Source organism: Streptomyces sp. NPDC003036 (genome assembly GCF_040611175.1).
GTDB lineage: Bacteria > Actinomycetota > Actinomycetes > Streptomycetales > Streptomycetaceae > Streptomyces.
The window spans coordinates 60,294-77,262 of the sequence record NZ_JBEXNO010000021.1; the positions used below are offsets into that span (position 1 = coordinate 60,294).

The following is a 16,969-nucleotide window of genomic DNA, read 5'->3' on the forward strand; positions in this document are numbered from 1 at the left end:
GGCCGGGTGCGCCCGACGCGCACCCGGCCACGACCCCTCACACGCACACCTCCATCTGACTCGCACGCGTGCGGCCAGCCCGCACCCAGGAGCGGACATGAATGATCATCCTTCGGCACGTCCGGGCCCACGCCCACGCACCGGCCCGCCGGCCGGGAAACGCTGGGCCGGGCGCATAGCCGCCCTCACCGGATTCGTCCTCCTACCCGGCCTGCTGACTCCGGTCGCCTTCGCCGCCGACCCGGACCCGCTCGGCGCCCCGGCACTCAAGCCTCACCGAGCCACCAAGGTCCACCCCTTCACAGCCAAGACCAACGCCAAGAGCGCGGCAGCGGCGGCCAAGGCGGCCAAGGCCGAGGCCGAGGCGGTGAAACGGGCCACCCGTCAGCAAGCCGTCACCGTCACCTGGCCCACGGCAGGGGAAGCGACCCTCACCACGCCCGCCCGCGGCACCTCGCAGGCGGCACCGGGAGCGCTTCCGGTCACCCTGGCCCCGCCGACGGCCGCCAAGAACGCCAAGAACGCCAAGAAGACCAAGAACGCCGCCTCCCTCAAGGTGGGCGTCCTGGACCAGAAGCGGACAGCCGCCCTCGGCGTCAAGGGTGTCGTGCTGACCGCCACGGCCCCAGCCGACGGCGGAAACGCGCGACTGGGAGTCGACTACACCTCGTTCGCGTCCGCGTACGGCGGTGACTGGGCAGGCCGTCTTCGGCTCGTCCGGCTCCCCGCCTGCGCACTGACCCGCCCGGACCGCGCCGAGTGCCGTACGCAGACACCGCTGCCCTCGGCCAACGACCGCGCCAAGAGCCGGGTCGAGGCGGACGTCTCCTTCGCGCCGCAGGCGAAGGCCGCGGCCGGTGCCGAGCCCGTCGTGTTCGCCCTCGCCGCCGGCACCAAGTCGGGCGCCGGCGACTACAAGGCCACGCCGCTCTCCGCGTCGTCCACCTGGGAAGCCGGCGGCTCGTCCGGCACGTTCACCTGGTCCTACCCGATGCGCACGCCGTCCGCCGCGGCGGGCCCCAAGCCGGACCTCGCGCTCTCGTACGACTCCGGCAGCGTCGACGGCCGCACCGCCAACACCAACAACCAGGGCACGGTCATAGGCGAGGGCTTCGACATCACCTCGTCGTACATCGAGCGCAAGTACGGCACGTGCGACGACGACGGCCAGACCGACAAGTACGACCTTTGCTGGAAGTACGAGAACGCCTCCCTCGTCCTCGGCGGCAAGGCCACCGAGCTCGTGAAGGACGACACCACCGGCAAGTGGCGTCTGAAGAACGACGACGCCTCCACGGTCATCCCCGGCACGGGTGCGACGAACGGCGACGACAACGGCGAGTACTGGACCGTCATCACCGGTGACGGCACCAAGTACGTCTTCGGCCTGAACAAGCTCGAAGGCGCCACCACCGAGCGCACCCAGTCGGTCTGGACGGTGCCCGTCTTCGGTGACGACTCCGGAGAACCCGGCTACGCCGACGGCACCACGTTCTCCGGCCGCTCGAAGCAGCAGGCGTGGCGCTGGAACCTCGATTACGTGGTCGACACCCACGGCAACGCCATGACCTACTGGTACGAGACCGAGGGCAACCACTACGACAAGCTCGGTGACGGCGGGACCGCCGCCGCCTACCACCGCGGCGGTTACCTCAGGGAGATCCGCTACGGCCAGCGGGCCGGCGCCCTCTTCACCGCCGCCCCCGCCGCCTCCCACAAGGTCGCGTTCGGCTACACCGAGCGCTGCGTCGTCTCGGACTGCGCCACGCTGACCGAGACCAACCGCGACAACTGGCCCGACGTGCCGTTCGACGCGCTCTGCGAGGCGGGCAAACCCTGCACCGGGAACGTGGGTCCCACCTTCTTCACCCGCAAGCGCATGACCTCCGTCACCACGCACGCGTGGGACGCGAGCGCGACCGCCTACGCGCCCGTGGACGAGTGGCAGCTCAAGCACGTGTACCTGGACCCGGGTGACACGGGCGATTCGACCGACCAGTCGCTGTGGCTCGACGAGATCCGGCACACCGGCAAGCGGGGCACGCCTCTCACGCTCGATCCGGTCAGGCTCACCGGTGAGTTCATGGCGAACCGTGTCGACTCCGGCAGCGACTCCATCCTGCCGCTGCACAAGCCGCGCCTGAAGACCATCGTCTCCGAGGCGGGCGCCCTGACGGTCGTCGACTACCAGCCCGCCCAATGCGTCGCAGGGCAGACCATGCCCAAGGCCGACACCAACACCCGCACCTGCTACCCGGTGTACTGGTCTCCGAACGGCGAGAAGACCCCCATCCTGGACTGGTTCCAGAAGTACCCGGTCGTGGGCGTGCGCACCAACGACACCCGCGGTGGCTCCCAGGCCGTCCAGCACACCTATGTGTACGAGGGCGGCGGCGCCTGGCACTACAACGAAGACCCCATGACGCCGGAGAAGGAACGCACCTGGTCCACCTGGCGCGGCTTCGGCAAGGTCACCCACCTCACCGGTGCGACTGGCAAGACGCAGTCCAAGACGGTCACCGTGTACCTGCGCGGCATGAACGGCGACCGCGTCCTCGGCTCCGACGGGAAGCTGCCCCACCCGGACACGCGCAAGACCGTGCAGGTGACGGGCATAAAGGCCCCGGCGCTCACGGACAGCGAGCAGTTCGCCGGGTACACGCGCGAGTCGGTCACCTACAACGGCGCCCAGGAGGTCTCTGGGACGGTCAACCTCCCCTGGTCGAAGCGGACCGCGACGCAGCACAAGTCGTACGCCGACACCGAAGCGCACTTCGTGCGCACGGCGTCCACCCAGGCCCGCACCACCATCACCACCAGCGGCACCGCCACCGACCGCACCCGCACCACCGCCACGACGTACGACGACTACGGCATGGCGGCGACGGTCGAGGACCGGGGCGACGACAAGGTCACGGGTGACGAGAAGTGCACCCGCACCTGGTACGCCCGCAACGACGCCGCCGGCATCAACAGCCTGGTCTCCCGCACCCGTACGGTCGGCAAGCCCTGTGCCACGACGGACGCGGAGCTCGACCTGCCCGTGGACTCCTCGCGGCCCGGTGACGTCCTCGGCGACACCGCCACCGCGTACGACTCCACCACGTGGTCGGCCACGCAGCAGCCCACCAAGGGCGAGGCGCAGTGGACGGGCCGCGCCAAGGGGTACGGCATCGACGACCAGCCGGTCTGGCAGAAGGTCGCCACCACGACGTACGACGTCCTCGGCCGCCCGCTGACGGTCAGGGACACCAAGGACACCCAGACCGCGGCCACCACCTACACCCCGGCGGCCACCGGACCGCTGACCTCCACCACGGTGGCCAACGCCGCCGGGCACACCACGACGACGGCGATCGACTTCGCGACCGGCACCGCCACCAAGGTGACCGACGCCAACGGAGGAGTGACCGAGACGGAGTACGACTCCCTCGGCCGACTCACCCAGGTGTGGCTGCCCGACAACCTCAGGGTCCTCGGCAGCAAGGCCAGCCAGGTCTACACGTACAGCATCAAGGCCGACTCCCTGCCGTGGGTGTCCACGGCGACCCTCAAGGGAGACGGCTCCGGCTACAACACGACGTACGAGATCTTCGACTCGCTGCTGCGGCCCCGCCAGGTGCAGTCCCCGTCGGCGTCCGGCGGCCGGGTCATCGCGCTGACCCAGTACGACGAGCGTGGTCTCGCCGTCTCGGCGCAGTCGGACATCTGGGACAACGCGAATGCCCCGTCCGGAGTCCTCGTCGCGACCGACGGCGGTCAGGCCCCGGTGCAGACGGACACCACGTACGACGGTGCCGGACGCGCGATCAAGGCGGTGACCAAGAACTACAACGTCGTCCGCTGGACGACGGAGACCACCTACACCGGTGACACGGTGACCAGCACCGCCCCCGCCGGCGGTCAGGCCACCGCCGTCGTCACCAACGCCCTCGGGCAGACGACGGAGCGCCGTGAGTACGGCGGCCCGCAGCCCACGGGTGGTGCATTCACCAAGACGGCCTACACCTACACGCCGGCCGGTCAGCAGAGCCTGATCACCGGGCCGGACGGGGCCAAGTGGTCGTACTCCTACGACCTCTTCGGCCGTCAGGTCGGCGCCACCGACCCGGACAAGGGCACGTCCACCACGACGTACAACGAGCTCGACCAGGTCACCGCGACCACCGATTCACGCGGCCGGTCGCTCCTGTCCCTGTACGACGTGCTGGGCCGGCGGATCGGCTTGTGGGACGGCTCGCTGTCCAACTCGCGCAAGCTGACGGGTTGGTCCTACGACACGCTCGCCAAGGGCCAGCAGGACACCGCGGAGCGGTACGAGAACGGCATCAAGCAGACGACCAGCAAGGCGTACATCAAGAAGGTCACCGATTACGACCTGATGTACCGGGCCGTCGGCTCCACCCTCCAGCTGCCCGCGGACGACCCACTGGTCGCCGCAGGTGTCCCGTCGACGCTCACCTTCACCACCGGGTACAACCTCGACGGCACGGTGAAGCAGGCCGGCAGCCCCGCGGTGGCCGGCCTCGCGGCGGAGACGCTCGGCTACGGCTACGACTTCGACGGCGTCGGACTCCAGCAGAAGCTGACGGGCTCCACCGGTTACCTCCAGAACGCCCTCTACACGCCCCTCGGCGACCTGAACCGTCTGGACCTCGCCAACTCGCCGACCGCGAAGCAGACCCTCTACCTGGGATACCAGTACGAGGACGGCACACGGCGCCTGAAGAACTCCCTGGTCACCTCGGACGTTCACGCCTACCAGCTGCAGAACGCGTCCTATACGCAGGACGACGCCGGAAACGTCACCTCGGTCTTCGACGACTCCACCCTGGGCGGCACCGGCAAGACCGACAACCAGTGCTTCACCTATGACGGCCACCGCCGCCTCAAGGAGGCCTGGACCCCGAGGACGGCCGACTGCGCCGCCACCGGCCGTACCGTCGCCAACCTCGACGGTGCAGCTCCCTACTGGACCAGCTACGCCTACAACACGGCCGGCCAGCGCACCTCCGAGACCGAGCACACCGCCTCGGGTGACAAGACCACGACGTACACGTACGGCACGACGGCGGCTCAGCCGCACCCGCTGGCCAAGACGACCGGCGCGAAGAACGCCACGTACGCGTACGACCCGGCGGGCAACACCACCAGCCGCCCCGGCACCCAGGCCCAGCAGACGCTGACCTGGAACTCCGAAGGCAAGCTGGTCGGCACGACGGAACCGGCCGCGGGCACCAAGCCCGCACTCGGCACCTCGTACCTCTACGACGCCTCGGGCGAACTCCTGATCCGCCGCAACACCACCGCAGACGGCGACACTGTCCTCTACCTCGGCTCCACGGAGGTCCGCCTCACCACCAAGGGCACCACCAAGACCCTGACCGGCACCCGCTACTACACCGCCGCGGGCAAGACGATCGCGGTCCGCACGGCCACTGCGGGAGCCCCGGAGACCAAGCTCAGCTTCCTGGCCTCCGACCACCACGGCACCAGCAGCCTGGCCGTGGACGCCACGACCCTCGCGATCACCAGGCGCTTCACGACCCCCTTCGGTGCCCCTCGCGGCACCGCACCGACCGCCTGGCCGGACGACAAGGCGTTCCTGGGCAAGCCGGCGGACAAGTCGACGGGCCTGACCCATATCGGGGCCCGCGAGTACGACCCGGGCATTGGGCTGTTCATCAGCGTCGACCCGCTGCTGGAACTCGACAAGCACCAGACGCTTAACGGCTACAGCTATAGCATCAACAACCCGCTGACATTTTCGGACCCGAGCGGTATGGGCCTTGCATGCGGCGATGACGACATACCGTGCCCCACGCGGCCCGACGGCACGAAGGGAAACGGGCGGCCAAACGAAGCGGCGACGGGAACGGGCAAGCCGCCCAAAGGGTCTACCACTGGAGGCAGTGGAGGCACGGCAAGTGAAAGTGGGGGATCTTACCGTCAGTCGTACGAGGAAGAAAAAGACCAGTACGCCAACGAAGACTTGTCTGCCAAGTTTCAAGCTGAGCGTATGGCACAAATAAGCGCGGGGGCCTTTGGAATTCGCGACGCGGTCGACAGTGCCGGTGATGCGCAGCATTTCTCATGCAGGGGGAAGGGGGGAGATGCAGCTTTTTGCAGGGGGGTGGAAGAAGCTTGGGAGCTTGCGATGTGGAACGATGTGCGAAAGGCGGTGCAGCGCATTGATGAATCCTGGGCCAGTCCGGAAAATATCAAGAAGAACAACGGGAGGGGTTTTACTGACAAGGAATATGAACTTGCATTTTACCTGGCGATGAATGGGCGCAAGAATGTAATGTCTCGAAATGATACGGACGGTGCTGGTGACGCCTGGGTCGATGCGAAGCGGTCGGAATTCAAGGCGCCAACCTCAAGGAACGCCATTCAGACGCGACTCAAGAAGGCGCACACCCAAAACGTGGACCATGTTTATCTCGATGTCCGGGGGACTGGTCTACAACGGGAAGATGTGGAGCGCGCTGTGCGTGGTCAGGTGAAGTCTTTCGTAAGTGGTCCGACCTTTGCGGAGGTGTGGGCCGTCGGGGGTGACTCTCACCCCTGGGATCTGAGGGTCTACGATTAGTTAGCAGTGTGTACCGGTGTGGCGGCGCGTGTTCGCCGCCACACCGGCCCAGATGTAATCCGCTACGATGGGGATCGTAATGGCTACCGGGGATTTTGATATTTTTGTGGGCATTAGGCCTGGGTGTGCCTCGTCTCTACCTCTCGACGGCGAAGTGGCATGCGATATTGCCGACATTCTTCTCGGCGCTTGCACTGAGTCATTGGGGAAGTTCGGTAGAGTATTCCGTATTCAAAGCGATGCCGCTTCTGCGGTGGTCGCCAACGTGGAGGGGTCGGGAGAATTTATTGCTTCCATTTTTATTGATCACCCTTGTGATGTTCAGCTCAATTACGTCGACGACTGCGATAACTGGGCGGACAGTCAAGAGCTTGCTAGATTCGTGTTTCAGGCACTCGATGCGCTGGGAAAGTATGAGATGTTCATGACGCATGACGAAGAACAACTTGTGGAGGCGAATTTCAGCCACCCCGACCTAGAGGCCCTAGAAATTTTTACCTACTGGTAAATGTTGCAGCCGTCGGTTTGCCTTCTGGCGTGACGCGGTGAGCCTCGCAGGTTCACGCGAGCACTTCGACTTTCCCCCGAGCACAAGGCATCTGAGCACCTCTGTAGTTGGTTTAGTCGCACCGAACCCGGGGCTTCTGTCGGACAAGGATTAATCCCTAGTGGGTCTGTTGAGTGAAGGAGCCAGACGTCACGCCGTATCTCTGCGCGTACGGCTGGCCCTACAGCTCGCCGGTGAATCTGGGACCAACTCGATGGGCGCCCCTTCAGCGGGCGGCTTAGCGCGCCTCGGCGGAGAGGCCGTCGGCCTACTTCGTCAGGTTCGGCCCCGGCGCGACCGGCCCCGGGGTGACCGGCGGCGTCAGAGGCGTCGCCGCCGCCGACTGCGGGGACGTGGTGGACGCGAAGGCCGACGGGGCGGCCATCCCGGCCGTCGGGTCCGGCTTCGGTTCGTCGTCGGCCTGCTGGGGGAGGCCGCCGACGATGCGGATGCCCTCCGCGTCGAAGGCGCGCTTGATGCGCCAGCGCAGTTCGCGTTCGACGCCCAGGGACTTGCCCGGCATCGTCTTGGCGGAGAGGCGGACCGTCATGGAGTCGAGCAGGACCTCGTTGAGGCCGAGGATCTCGACCGGGCCCCACAGGCGCTCGTTCCAGGGCTCTTCCTTGGCCATGGCCTCGGCCGCGGTGGCGATCACCGCGCGGACGCGGTCCAGGTCCTCGGAGGGGCGGACCGTGACGTCGATGTTGGCCGTGGCCCAGCCCTGGCTGAGGTTGCCGATGCGCTTGATCTCGCCGTTGCGGACGTACCAGATCTCACCGTTGTCGCCGCGCAGCTTCGTCACGCGCAGGCCCACCTCGACCACCTCGCCGGAGGCGACGCCCGCGTCGATGGAGTCGCCGACGCCGTACTGGTCCTCCAGGATCATGAAAACGCCGGAGAGGAAGTCCGTCACCAGGTTCCGCGCGCCGAAGCCGATCGCCACGCCCGCGACACCTGCGGAGGCCAGCAGCGGGGCCAGGTCGATGTTGAAGGCGCCGAGGATCATCAGGCCGGCGGTGCCGAGGATCACGAAGGACGACACCGAGCGCAGGACGGACCCGATGGCCTCCGAGCGCTGGCGGCGGCGCTCGGCGTTCACCAGCAGGCCGCCGAGGGCCGTGCCCTCGACCGCCTGGGCGCTGCGGTTCATGCGCTCGATCAGCTTCGTCAGCGCGCGGCGGACCAGCATCCGCAGGACGAAGGCGACCACCAGGATCAGCAGGATGCGCAGCCCGGTGTTCAGCCAGGTGGACCAGTTCTCCTCGACCCAGCCGGCGGCCTCGTTGGCCTGCCTCGCGGCCTCGTCGAGGGACACCGGCTGGGGTGTGGGGTCGGCAGCCAGTAGGGCGGACCGGAACACGGCGGGGTACCTCCAGGCATGGGCCATGGCATGAAGAGAAGAGCAGACAAAACAATCTAACGGGGGACAGAGGGGGGTTCGTTGCCATGTTCGAGGGAGAGGTACGTCTCACCTGGGGATGACCTGGTTGTGTCGGGGTGTGTGCCGGGGTGTGGTCGAAAACACTCGGGGCCTGTTGTCCGTACGTGGTGGCGCTTCGACCTGGCATGAGGAGAAACTGAGAGCAGATCGTCCCGGCGCGAGCCACGCGCCGCCGGCGTACAAGGAGGCATCCGTGCCGCATGTCCTGGTCCTCAACGCGTCGTACGAGCCCCTCGGCGTCGTACCGCTCCGCCGCGCGCTCGTCCTCGTCCTCGAGAACAAGGCCATATGCCTCGAGGAGTCCGGCGCCTTCATGCACAGCGCGACCCGTGCCATCGCGGCACCCAGCGTCGTCCGCCTCAAGCGGTTCGTCCGGGTCCCCTACCGGGGGCCCGTTCCTCTGACCCGCAAAGCCCTCTTCGCCCGCGACGGAGGGCGTTGCATGTACTGCGGTGGCGTCGCAACCAGCGTCGATCACGTCATCCCGCGCAGCCGGGGCGGCAAGCACGCCTGGGAGAACGTCGTGGCGGCCTGCCGCCGCTGCAACCACGTGAAGGCCGACCGGCACCTGCGCGAGCTGGGCTGGCGGCTCCACCAGCAACCCGCCCCGCCCTCCGGCCTGGCCTGGCGCATCATCGGGACCGGCCATAGGGATCCGCGCTGGCTGCCGTACCTGCAGCCGTTCGGCGCGGATGACGCCCTGGCCCGGATCGACGGCACGCGACTCGTGCCTGATGATTCGGGCCTTCGTGCGTCCTGACCCACCCTAGGGGGCGACCGCGTAGGCCTCCACCGCGAAGAGCGAGATCCCGAACCGCGTCGCACGCGCGTCGGCCTGTACGCGGATGAAGCGGGTGCCCGGGGCGTCCATCCGGACCGCCTCGCGGCCCCCCTTCCCGTCCCGTACGGTGGCCGCCGTACGCCACGTACGGCCGTCCGCCGACACCTGGACGCGGTACTTCGACGCGTACGCGTCCTGCCAGCGCAGCACCACCTGGCCCAGGCGCACCGGCTGCCCGGACAGCTCCGCCTGCCACCAGGCGCCGTCCTCGGCCGGTGAGGACCAGCGGGTCTTCGGGTCGCCGTCGATCGCGGCCGAGGCCGGGAAGTCCGGGGTCTCGTCGCCCGAGGAGGACGTCGTCGCCGTACGGGCCAGGTCCGGGCCGCCGGTAGGCGGATAGGCACGTACGGTCAGGACGCGTTCCTGGCCCGCGAAGGAGACGGGCACCCGGTACTCGCCCGCAGGGGTGCCCTCCGGAACGGTGATCTCGACCGGGACGACGGCCGCCGTCCCGCGCGGGAGGGTGACCTCCTTCGGGACGGTGACCCGGACGCCCTTCGGCGCGCTCGCGGTCAGCGCGCCGCGCACCTCGGCGGGGCGCCGCGCGGACAGGACCGCGTCCACACGCTGCGGGGCGCCGCCGATCACCGCGTCCGTCTCCGTACGCCTCAGCTCCAGCCGGGCCGCCGGCTCGTCCGCGAACCACGGCACCAGGGCCCGGACGTCCGCCGTGCCCGCCGTTCCGGTGACGCGGAGGGCGTCCGCGCGCAGCCCCTTCACCGGTGCCTGCGTCCAGCCCGTCGGCGACAGCGCGGCCAGCCGCCGCCAGCCCTCGCCGGGGACGTACGCCTCGACGCTGCCGTCCACCGGACCGGGGGCGGCCATCACCGTGACCGCCTCCAGGGTACGCGGGCGGTCCAGGCGTACGGTGTACGCGCCGTCCTCCCGGGTCACGGAACCGGAGGAGCGCGACGCGCCCGTCCACGCCTCCGCGTCCTTGACGACCCGCGCCAGGAACGGGTCCAGCACCCCGTGCCCGACCTTGACGGAGCTGCCCTTCAGGGCCGTACGGAGCGGCTCCAGCGCCAGCGAGGAGCGCCAGGCCGCCGCGCCGTCGCCGCGCGCCTGGGCCTCGAGCATGTCGACGGCCGCCTCGCCCGCGCGCCCGTACCGCGCCAGCTGCTCCAGCCACGGCCGGACCTCGTCGTCGAGCCGGCCCTCCGCCGCGCCCGCCAGCCGCTGCGGCGCCTCGCGCATCACCGTGAAGGCGGCGCGCAGCTCCCTCGCCGCCTTCTCGCGGGCCGCCGGGTCCGTCGCGGCGCGCGAGCGCCAGAAGGCGGCGAGGAGCGGCCGCAGGTAGGCGGACTCGTCGGCGCTGAGGATGGAGGAGGCGTCGTTGCCGGCCAGGGCGCCGAGCGCCTCGCGGGTGCGCGCGTCACCGCCCGACAGGTCGTCGATCGCGGCCCGCCAGGACTCCTGCGCGCGGTAGCCCTTCGGGTTCCAGGCGAAGTCGGCGGCGGTGAACAGGGGGATACGGGAGGCGGTGGCCTGCTCCATGGCGTTGGCCAGCAGCACCGCCGAACCGGCCGCCACGGCCGGCTCCCGGCCGGTGTACGGGCCCAGGAAGATACGGTCCTGCGCGTAGTCGTTGACCGGATAGTTGTCCATGGTGACGAGCGGGTGCTGCTTGAACGCCTCCCGCGCGCCCGCCAGTTCCCGCCCGGTGATGGTGCGGGGCACCACCCCGACACCCGTCCAGGCCACCTGCACGCGCGGGTCCAGCTCCTCGGCGAGCGCCGTACGGTACGCGGTCGCGCCGTCCTGGTAGTACTCCGTCGGCATCAGCGACAGCGGCTCCGCGTCCGGGTACCGCTCGGCCAGGTGCCGCGACAGCTCGCTCGCCACGCGCGCGTGCGCCCGGGCCGCCGACTCGGGCCCGGAGCCGAAGGTGTCGGCGTCCTTGGAGCAGTGCCACTCGTCGTAGCTGGCGTCCTGGAACTGCAGCTGGAACGCCCGCACCCCGAGCGCGTACATCGCGTCGATCTTGCGCTTGAGCGCCCCGACGTCGCCCTCGGACGCCAGGCACATCGACTGCGCGGGCGCCACCGCCCAGGCCAGCGTCACGTGGTTGCGCCGGGCCCGCTCCGCCAGCTCCCGGAACTCCGCGCGCTGGGCGGACGGGTAGGGGTCGCGCCACTGCGCCTGGCGGTACGGATCGTCGCCCGGGGCGTAGAGGTACCGGTTCTGCTTCGTACGGCCCATGAAGTCGAGCTGCGCGAGGCGCTGTTGGTGGCTCCAGGGGCGGCCGTAGAAACCCTCCGCCATGCCGCGTACGGCGGTGCCGGGCCAGTCGCGTACGAGTACGCCCGGCACGGTGCGGTCGGTCCCGATGAGCTGACGCAGCGTCTGCACCGCGTGGAACAGGCCGTCCCGCCCCGCTCCGTCGAGGGCGACGGTGGGGCGCTCGCCGTACCGGCCGGTCGCGATCCGGTAGCCGCCGGACGGCAGGTCCGCGCGTTCGGGCGCACGCAGGGCGCGCAGGGCCTGCTGCGCGCCGGTGCCGCCCATCAACACCACCGCTCCGTCTGCGGGCGCCGGGTGCGCGGCACGCACCGTCCGCACCGTCCGTACGCCCGCGTCGCGCAGGACGGCCTCCAGGGCCTCGACGGCGTACGGATCGGTCTCCGCGCCCGCGACGACGGTCACCGTGTCGCCGAGGGATATCGCGGTGCCGGCGGGGCGCAGGGACTGCGGTCGCGGCCAAACCGAGGGGAGTTCGGTGCCTGCCCGCCCGGGCCCGTCCCGGTCGGGGGCGGTCGCGGAGGGCGAGCCGGGGTTCCCGGGGGCGGCCAGCGCGCCCGGCGCGCCGCCCAGCAGACCGCCGATCACGGCGACCGCGACGGCGGTGGCGGTCCGCTTTCCGCGCCCGATGTGCCCGATGCGCCCGAACTGCACGCGCGTCTCCCCTCGTTTTCCGTTGTTGCGCGAGTAGCTTGGCCGGTGGCTGAACCGGACGGTTTCGAGCCCACCACCCCCTCGCCGAAAGTGTCAATGTGCGTGGCCGTTGTGTCGTATTTGCCTACCGGGGTAGCAGGAACGGTTCGACAGGTGCCCACGGAAAGCGGGAACTCGATGTGACCGACGCCACGTTCTACGGATGCGACGGCGGCCGCTGGGTAGGGCTGCTGTGACCCTTGTTCCCCCACGCCCAGGGAGGCCACCGTGGCCGCGTCCGCCCAGCTCCTGCTCTCCGCCCTCTCCAAACAGGTCCCCGCACCGGTTCCCGCGCAGACCACCGCCCAGCCCCGCGCCATGACCCGCGCCCAGACCACCGCGCAGCTCCTCGCCCGGATCCCGGGCCCCGCGCCGGCCCCCGCCGGACCCCTCACCTCCGAGCCGCCGCTCGCCGATGCCGCCCCGCTCACCAGCGAACCGGCCCTCACCGACTTCACCCCCCTCACCAGCGAGCCGACCGCGCACGGCACGGCCGGCGGACCGGAGTCCCCAGGAGCCTGAATGACCCTCGCCCGGCTCGCCGCGCTGCACGGTGTCGCCACCGCCTACTCGCCCTCCCCGGGCGTCACCGTCCCGGTCCCCGACACGACGGTGGTCGACGTGCTCGCCGCACTCGACGTCGACGCCGCCACGCCCGAGGCGATCCGCGCGTCCCTCGCCGCCACCGAGGAGGCGGCTGCCCGGCGGCTGCTCCCGCCGACGGTGGTCCTGTGGCGGGACGCCGGGGCCGGGCTGCCGCGCCCGCTCGCCACGCTGCCGGCGGGCACCGCGCTGCGGGTCCTCGGCGAGGACGGCGCCGACCTCCCGGCGGTCTGGGACGAGCTGCCGCTCGGGGCGCACCGCCTGGAGGCCCGGGCCGCCGACGGGCGCACCACGCAGAGCACCCTCGTCGTGGCCCCCGCGCGTGTGCCGCAGCCGCCCGCGGCGCGCGGGTACGGCCTGCTCGTCCAGCTCTACTCGCTGCTGTCGAGCCGGTCCTGGGGCATGGGCGACCTCGGGGACCTGAGGGAGCTGGCCGCGTGGGTGGGGCGGGAGCTGGGGGCCGGGTTCGTCCAGGTCAACCCGCTCCACGCGGCCGTGCCCGGCACGCCCACGGACCCGTCCCCGTACCGCCCGTCCTCGCGGCGCTTCCCCGACCCCGTACACCTGCGGATCGAGGACGTCCCCGAGTACCCGTACGCGCGCGGCCACCTGGCGCCCGAGCGGCGCGCCGAGCTGGACGCCCTGGTGGGGCGCGCGGCCGAGCTGCGCGAGAAGGTGCTGCGCAAGGGCGAGCTGATCGACCGGGACGCGGTGTGGGTGCTCAAGCGCCGCGCCCTGGAGCTGCTGTACGCCGTGCCGCTCGGGCCCGGCCGCGAGGCCGCCCTGCGGGACTTCCGCGCCGCGCAGGGGCGTGCGCTGGAGGACCACGCCACCTGGTGCGCGCTCGCCGAGCGGTACGGCGCCGACCGCGCCCAGTGGCCCGAGGGCCTGCGCGACCCCCGCTCCGACGCCACCGCGCGCGTACGGGCCGAGCTCGCCGACCGGGTCGACTTCCACTGCCGGCTCGCCTGGCTCACCGACGAGCAGCTCGCGGCCGCCGCGCGGGCCGCCCGGGAGGCGGGCATGGACGTCGGCATCGTCCACGACCTCGCGGTGGGCGTGCACCCGGACGGCGCCGACGCCTGGGCGCAGCAGGACGCCTTCGCGGCGGGCATGTCGGTGGGCGCCCCGCCGGACGCGTTCAACGCGCGCGGCCAGGACTGGGGCCTGCCGCCCTGGCGCCCCGACGCGCTCGCCGCCTCCGGCTACGCCCCCTACCGCGACCTGCTGCGCGGGCTGCTGCGGCACGCGGGCGCCCTGCGCATCGACCACGTGATGGGGCTGTTCCGGCTCTGGTGGGTGCCCGAGGGCCGCGAGCCCACCGAGGGCACGTACGTCCGGTACGACGCCGAGGCCATGCTGGCGGTCCTCGCCCTGGAGGCCCACCGCGCGGGCGCCGCCGTGATCGGCGAGGACCTCGGGACGGTCGAGCCCGGCGTACGGGAGGCCCTCCAGCGGCGCGGGGTCCTCGGCACGTCGGTGCTGTGGTTCGAACGGGACTGGGAGGGCGACCGGCGGCCGCTGGCCCCCGAGGCCTGGCGCGCGGACTGCGTGGCCACGGCGACGACGCACGACCTGCCGTCCACGGCGGCGCGGCTCACCGGCGAGCACGTCGAGCTGCGCCACCGGCTGGGGCTGCTGGCCCGGCCGCTGGAGGAGGAGCGCGCCGAGGACGCGGCCGAGGTCGCCGAGTGGCTCGCGTACCTGCGCGAGCTGGGCCTGCTGGAGCCCGCGCCCGGGGCCCGGCCCGGGCAGGAAGCTCGGGACGAGGAGGCCGAGATCCGCGCCTTCTACCGCTTCCTGCGGCGCACGCCCGCGCGGATGACCGGGGTGTGGCTGCCGGACGCCGTGGGCGACCGCCGCCCGCAGAACCTGCCCGGGACGTGGGACCAGTACCCGAACTGGCGGCTGCCCGTCGCGGACGCGGAGGGCCGCCCCGTCACCCTGGAGGAGCTGGCCGCCTCGCCCCGGTTGCACGCCCTCATGGCGGTGCTCGCGACCGGTGCGGAGCCTCCTATGGGACCCCCGGGCGCGCGGAGCCTTTAGGCGTTCGCTACGTTTGCACCGTGGACAAGAAGAACGCCCTGCGCGCCGGCGCCGTCGCGACCGGTACGACGCTGATGATGCTGCTCATGTCGTCCCCCGCGCTCGCGCTCACCCGAGACGACGGCGACGACCCGGGTCCCGGCCTGAGCCTGATCGACACGCTCGGTCTGTTCGTGGGTGCCCCGATCCTGCTGTTCCTGGTGATCGCGGGCCTGGTGATGGTGCTCGACAAGTCCAAGAAGCAGGTCTGACGCCTCAGAGGCTTTTTGAGCTTTCCGAAGGCGCCGCACGGTGGGAGACCGCCGTGCGGCGCCTTCGTGCGTTCTCACGCGCTCAGGCGCTCACACGTTCCTACGGTCACGCGCCCGTCGCTCTGAGCAGCTTGCGCAGCAGGGCCGCCAGCTGTTCGGCCTCCGCCGGGTCCAGCGCCGCCTCCAGGGCCTCCCGTTGGACCGCGAGCCCGGCCGCCACGGCCTCGTCCACCAGCTCGCGGCCCCGCTCGGTGAGTGTCACCCGCAGGCCGCGCCGGTCGTTGGGGTCGGGGTTGCGGGTCAGCAGCCCGGCCCGCTCCAGCTTGTCGAGGCGGCCCGTCATGCCGCCGGTCGTGAGCATCAGCGTCGCCGACAGCTCGCGCGGCGAGAGCGTGTACGGATCGCCCGAGCGGCGCAGCGTCGCCAGGACGTCGAACTCCCCGCGGGAGACCCCGAAGGGCGCGTACGCCTTGTCGACGCGTGCCCCTATGGAGTGGGCCAGCCGGTAGACGCGCCCGAAGACCGCCATCGGGACGGTGTCGAGATCGGGCCGTACGACCGCCCACTGGGCGGTGATCGCGTCGACGGCGTCCTGCTGCTCGCGATCGGGTTGCGGAGACGTCGGAGTCCTCGGAGTCATGGCCGCAGTTTCCTTCCCCGGCGGTAAGCGACGCAAAAGATGATTCCAAGTAAGTTGCTTAGCGCTAAGCTACTTAGCAACAAGCTAGTTGAAGAGGGATCCCGATGTCCCGCAAGGCCGCAGTCATAGCCCTCACCGCCCTCGCCCCGGTCTCCTGGGGGTCCACCTACGCCCTCACCACGGAGTTCCTGCCGCCGGACCGGCCCCTGTTCACGGGGCTCATGCGGGCGCTGCCCGCCGGGCTCGCGCTGCTCGCGCTCACCCGCACGCTCCCGCGCGGCGCCTGGTGGTGGAAGTCGGCGGTGCTCGGGGCGCTGAACATCGGGGCGTTCTTCCCGCTGCTCTTCCTCGCCGCGTACCGCCTGCCCGGCGGCGTCGCCGCCGTCGTCGGTTCGGTGGGCCCGCTATTCGTCGTCGGCCTCGCCGCGCTGCTGCTGGGGGAGCGGCCCACCCTGCGGGCGCTGCTGGCCGCGGTCGCCGCCGCCTTCGGGGTGAGTCTCGTCGTGCTGAAGGCGGGGGCCGCTTTCGATCTCGTCGGGGTGCTCGCCGGGCTGGCCTCGGCGGTGTCCATGTCGGCGGGGACGGTGCTGACCAAGCGGTGGGGCCGGCCCGAGGGGGTCGGGCCGCTGGCCCTGACCGGCTGGCAGCTGAGCGCCGGCGGGCTGCTCATCGCGCCGGTCGCCTTCCTGGTGGAGGGCGCCCCGCCGGTGCTGGACGCGCGGGGCCTCGCCGGATACGCGTACCTCGCCCTCGCCAACACCGCCGTCGCGTACTGGCTCTGGTTCCGCGGCATCGAGCGGCTGACCGCCACCGCCGTCACCCTCCTCGGGCCGCTCTCGCCGCTCACCGCCGCCGTCGTCGGGTGGGTGGCGCTGGGGCAGGCGCTGGGGCCGGTGCAGCTGATCGGCATGGTGATCGCGTTCGGTGCGACGCTCGCCGGGCAGTGGGCGACGAGGCCGCGCCCCGCCACGCCGCGAACGTTCAGCTGTGCTGAAAGGAAGGCTCAGAAACTTTCGATGGACGCGATCGGTCCGGGGGTGCGACGGTAGGTCCACCGCACACCAGAGGGGGATC

General features: G+C 70.9%; 10 protein-coding genes. 7 read left to right on the top strand and 3 right to left on the bottom strand.

What is annotated here, in order from left to right; translation table 11 throughout:
- Positions 1-97 precede the first annotated feature (97 nt).
- Together ABZX67_RS17475 and ABZX67_RS17480 are read left to right on the top strand one after the other, a co-directional pair.
- On the top strand, positions 98-6,592 hold the full coding sequence (locus tag ABZX67_RS17475; RefSeq protein ID WP_355360869.1) for an RHS repeat-associated core domain-containing protein: 6,495 nt from the start codon (positions 98-100) through the stop codon (positions 6,590-6,592).
- A gap of 79 nt (positions 6,593-6,671) precedes the next feature.
- Positions 6,672-7,100 carry a hypothetical protein gene (locus tag ABZX67_RS17480; protein WP_355360872.1) on the top strand — a complete coding sequence of 143 codons (429 nt, stop codon included), beginning with the start codon at positions 6,672-6,674 and terminating at the stop codon, positions 7,098-7,100.
- Positions 7,101-7,407: 307 nt separating this feature from the next.
- Here the strand turns inward: ABZX67_RS17480 and ABZX67_RS17485 are convergent, their stop codons facing one another.
- Entirely contained in the window at positions 7,408-8,526 is a 1,119-nt protein-coding gene (locus ABZX67_RS17485) for a mechanosensitive ion channel family protein (RefSeq protein WP_355360875.1), read from the bottom strand.
- Positions 8,527-8,773: 247 nt separating this feature from the next.
- Here ABZX67_RS17485 and ABZX67_RS17490 point away from each other — a divergent pair, with 247 nt between their 5' ends.
- A complete protein-coding gene (locus tag ABZX67_RS17490; RefSeq protein ID WP_355360878.1) occupies positions 8,774-9,340 on the top strand; it encodes an HNH endonuclease in 567 nt (188 codons plus the stop codon).
- 6 nt (positions 9,341-9,346) lie between these two features.
- Here ABZX67_RS17490 and ABZX67_RS17495 read toward each other — a convergent pair whose 3' ends face one another.
- Positions 9,347-12,316, bottom strand: coding sequence for a beta-N-acetylglucosaminidase domain-containing protein (locus ABZX67_RS17495; RefSeq protein ID WP_355360881.1), 2,970 nt, complete (start codon positions 12,314-12,316; stop codon positions 9,347-9,349).
- Between the two features lie 267 nt (positions 12,317-12,583).
- On the opposite strand from ABZX67_RS17495, the gene ABZX67_RS17500 reads away from it, so the two are divergent.
- From ABZX67_RS17500 to ABZX67_RS17510, 3 genes are read left to right on the top strand one after another with little or no spacing between them, the layout of a single operon-like run.
- Positions 12,584-12,877, top strand: a complete 294-nt coding sequence (locus tag ABZX67_RS17500) for a hypothetical protein (protein WP_355360884.1) — start codon at positions 12,584-12,586, stop codon at positions 12,875-12,877.
- Positions 12,878-15,004 carry a 4-alpha-glucanotransferase gene (gene malQ, locus ABZX67_RS17505; protein WP_355360887.1) on the top strand — a complete coding sequence of 709 codons (2,127 nt, stop codon included), beginning with the start codon at positions 12,878-12,880 and terminating at the stop codon, positions 15,002-15,004.
- A 20-nt stretch (positions 15,005-15,024) separates the two neighbouring features.
- Positions 15,025-15,255, top strand: a complete 231-nt coding sequence (locus ABZX67_RS17510; protein WP_355360890.1) for a hypothetical protein — start codon at positions 15,025-15,027, stop codon at positions 15,253-15,255.
- A 106-nt stretch (positions 15,256-15,361) separates the two neighbouring features.
- Here the strand turns inward: ABZX67_RS17510 and ABZX67_RS17515 are convergent, their stop codons facing one another.
- Entirely contained in the window at positions 15,362-15,895 is a 534-nt protein-coding gene (locus ABZX67_RS17515) for a MarR family transcriptional regulator (RefSeq protein ID WP_355360893.1), read from the bottom strand.
- A gap of 104 nt (positions 15,896-15,999) precedes the next feature.
- Between ABZX67_RS17515 and ABZX67_RS17520 the strand changes: the two genes are divergently transcribed.
- A complete protein-coding gene (locus ABZX67_RS17520; protein WP_355360895.1) occupies positions 16,000-16,944 on the top strand; it encodes an EamA family transporter in 945 nt (314 codons plus the stop codon).
- The last annotated feature ends 25 nt before the right edge of the window (positions 16,945-16,969 follow it).

Excerpts from the sequence above, each read along its gene's own strand:
- malQ (WP_355360887.1), top strand. The coding sequence starts at position 12,878 with ATGACCCTCGCCCGGCTCGCCGCGCTGCACGGTGTCGCCACCGCCTAC.
- ABZX67_RS17475 (WP_355360869.1), top strand. The coding sequence starts at position 98 with ATGAATGATCATCCTTCGGCACGTCCGGGCCCACGCCCACGCACCGGC.
- ABZX67_RS17480 (WP_355360872.1), top strand. The coding sequence starts at position 6,672 with ATGGCTACCGGGGATTTTGATATTTTTGTGGGCATTAGGCCTGGGTGT.
- ABZX67_RS17485 (WP_355360875.1), bottom strand. The coding sequence starts at position 8,526 with ATGGCCCATGCCTGGAGGTACCCCGCCGTGTTCCGGTCCGCCCTACTG.
- ABZX67_RS17515 (WP_355360893.1), bottom strand. The coding sequence starts at position 15,895 with ATGACTCCGAGGACTCCGACGTCTCCGCAACCCGATCGCGAGCAGCAG.
- ABZX67_RS17520 (WP_355360895.1), top strand. The coding sequence starts at position 16,000 with ATGTCCCGCAAGGCCGCAGTCATAGCCCTCACCGCCCTCGCCCCGGTC.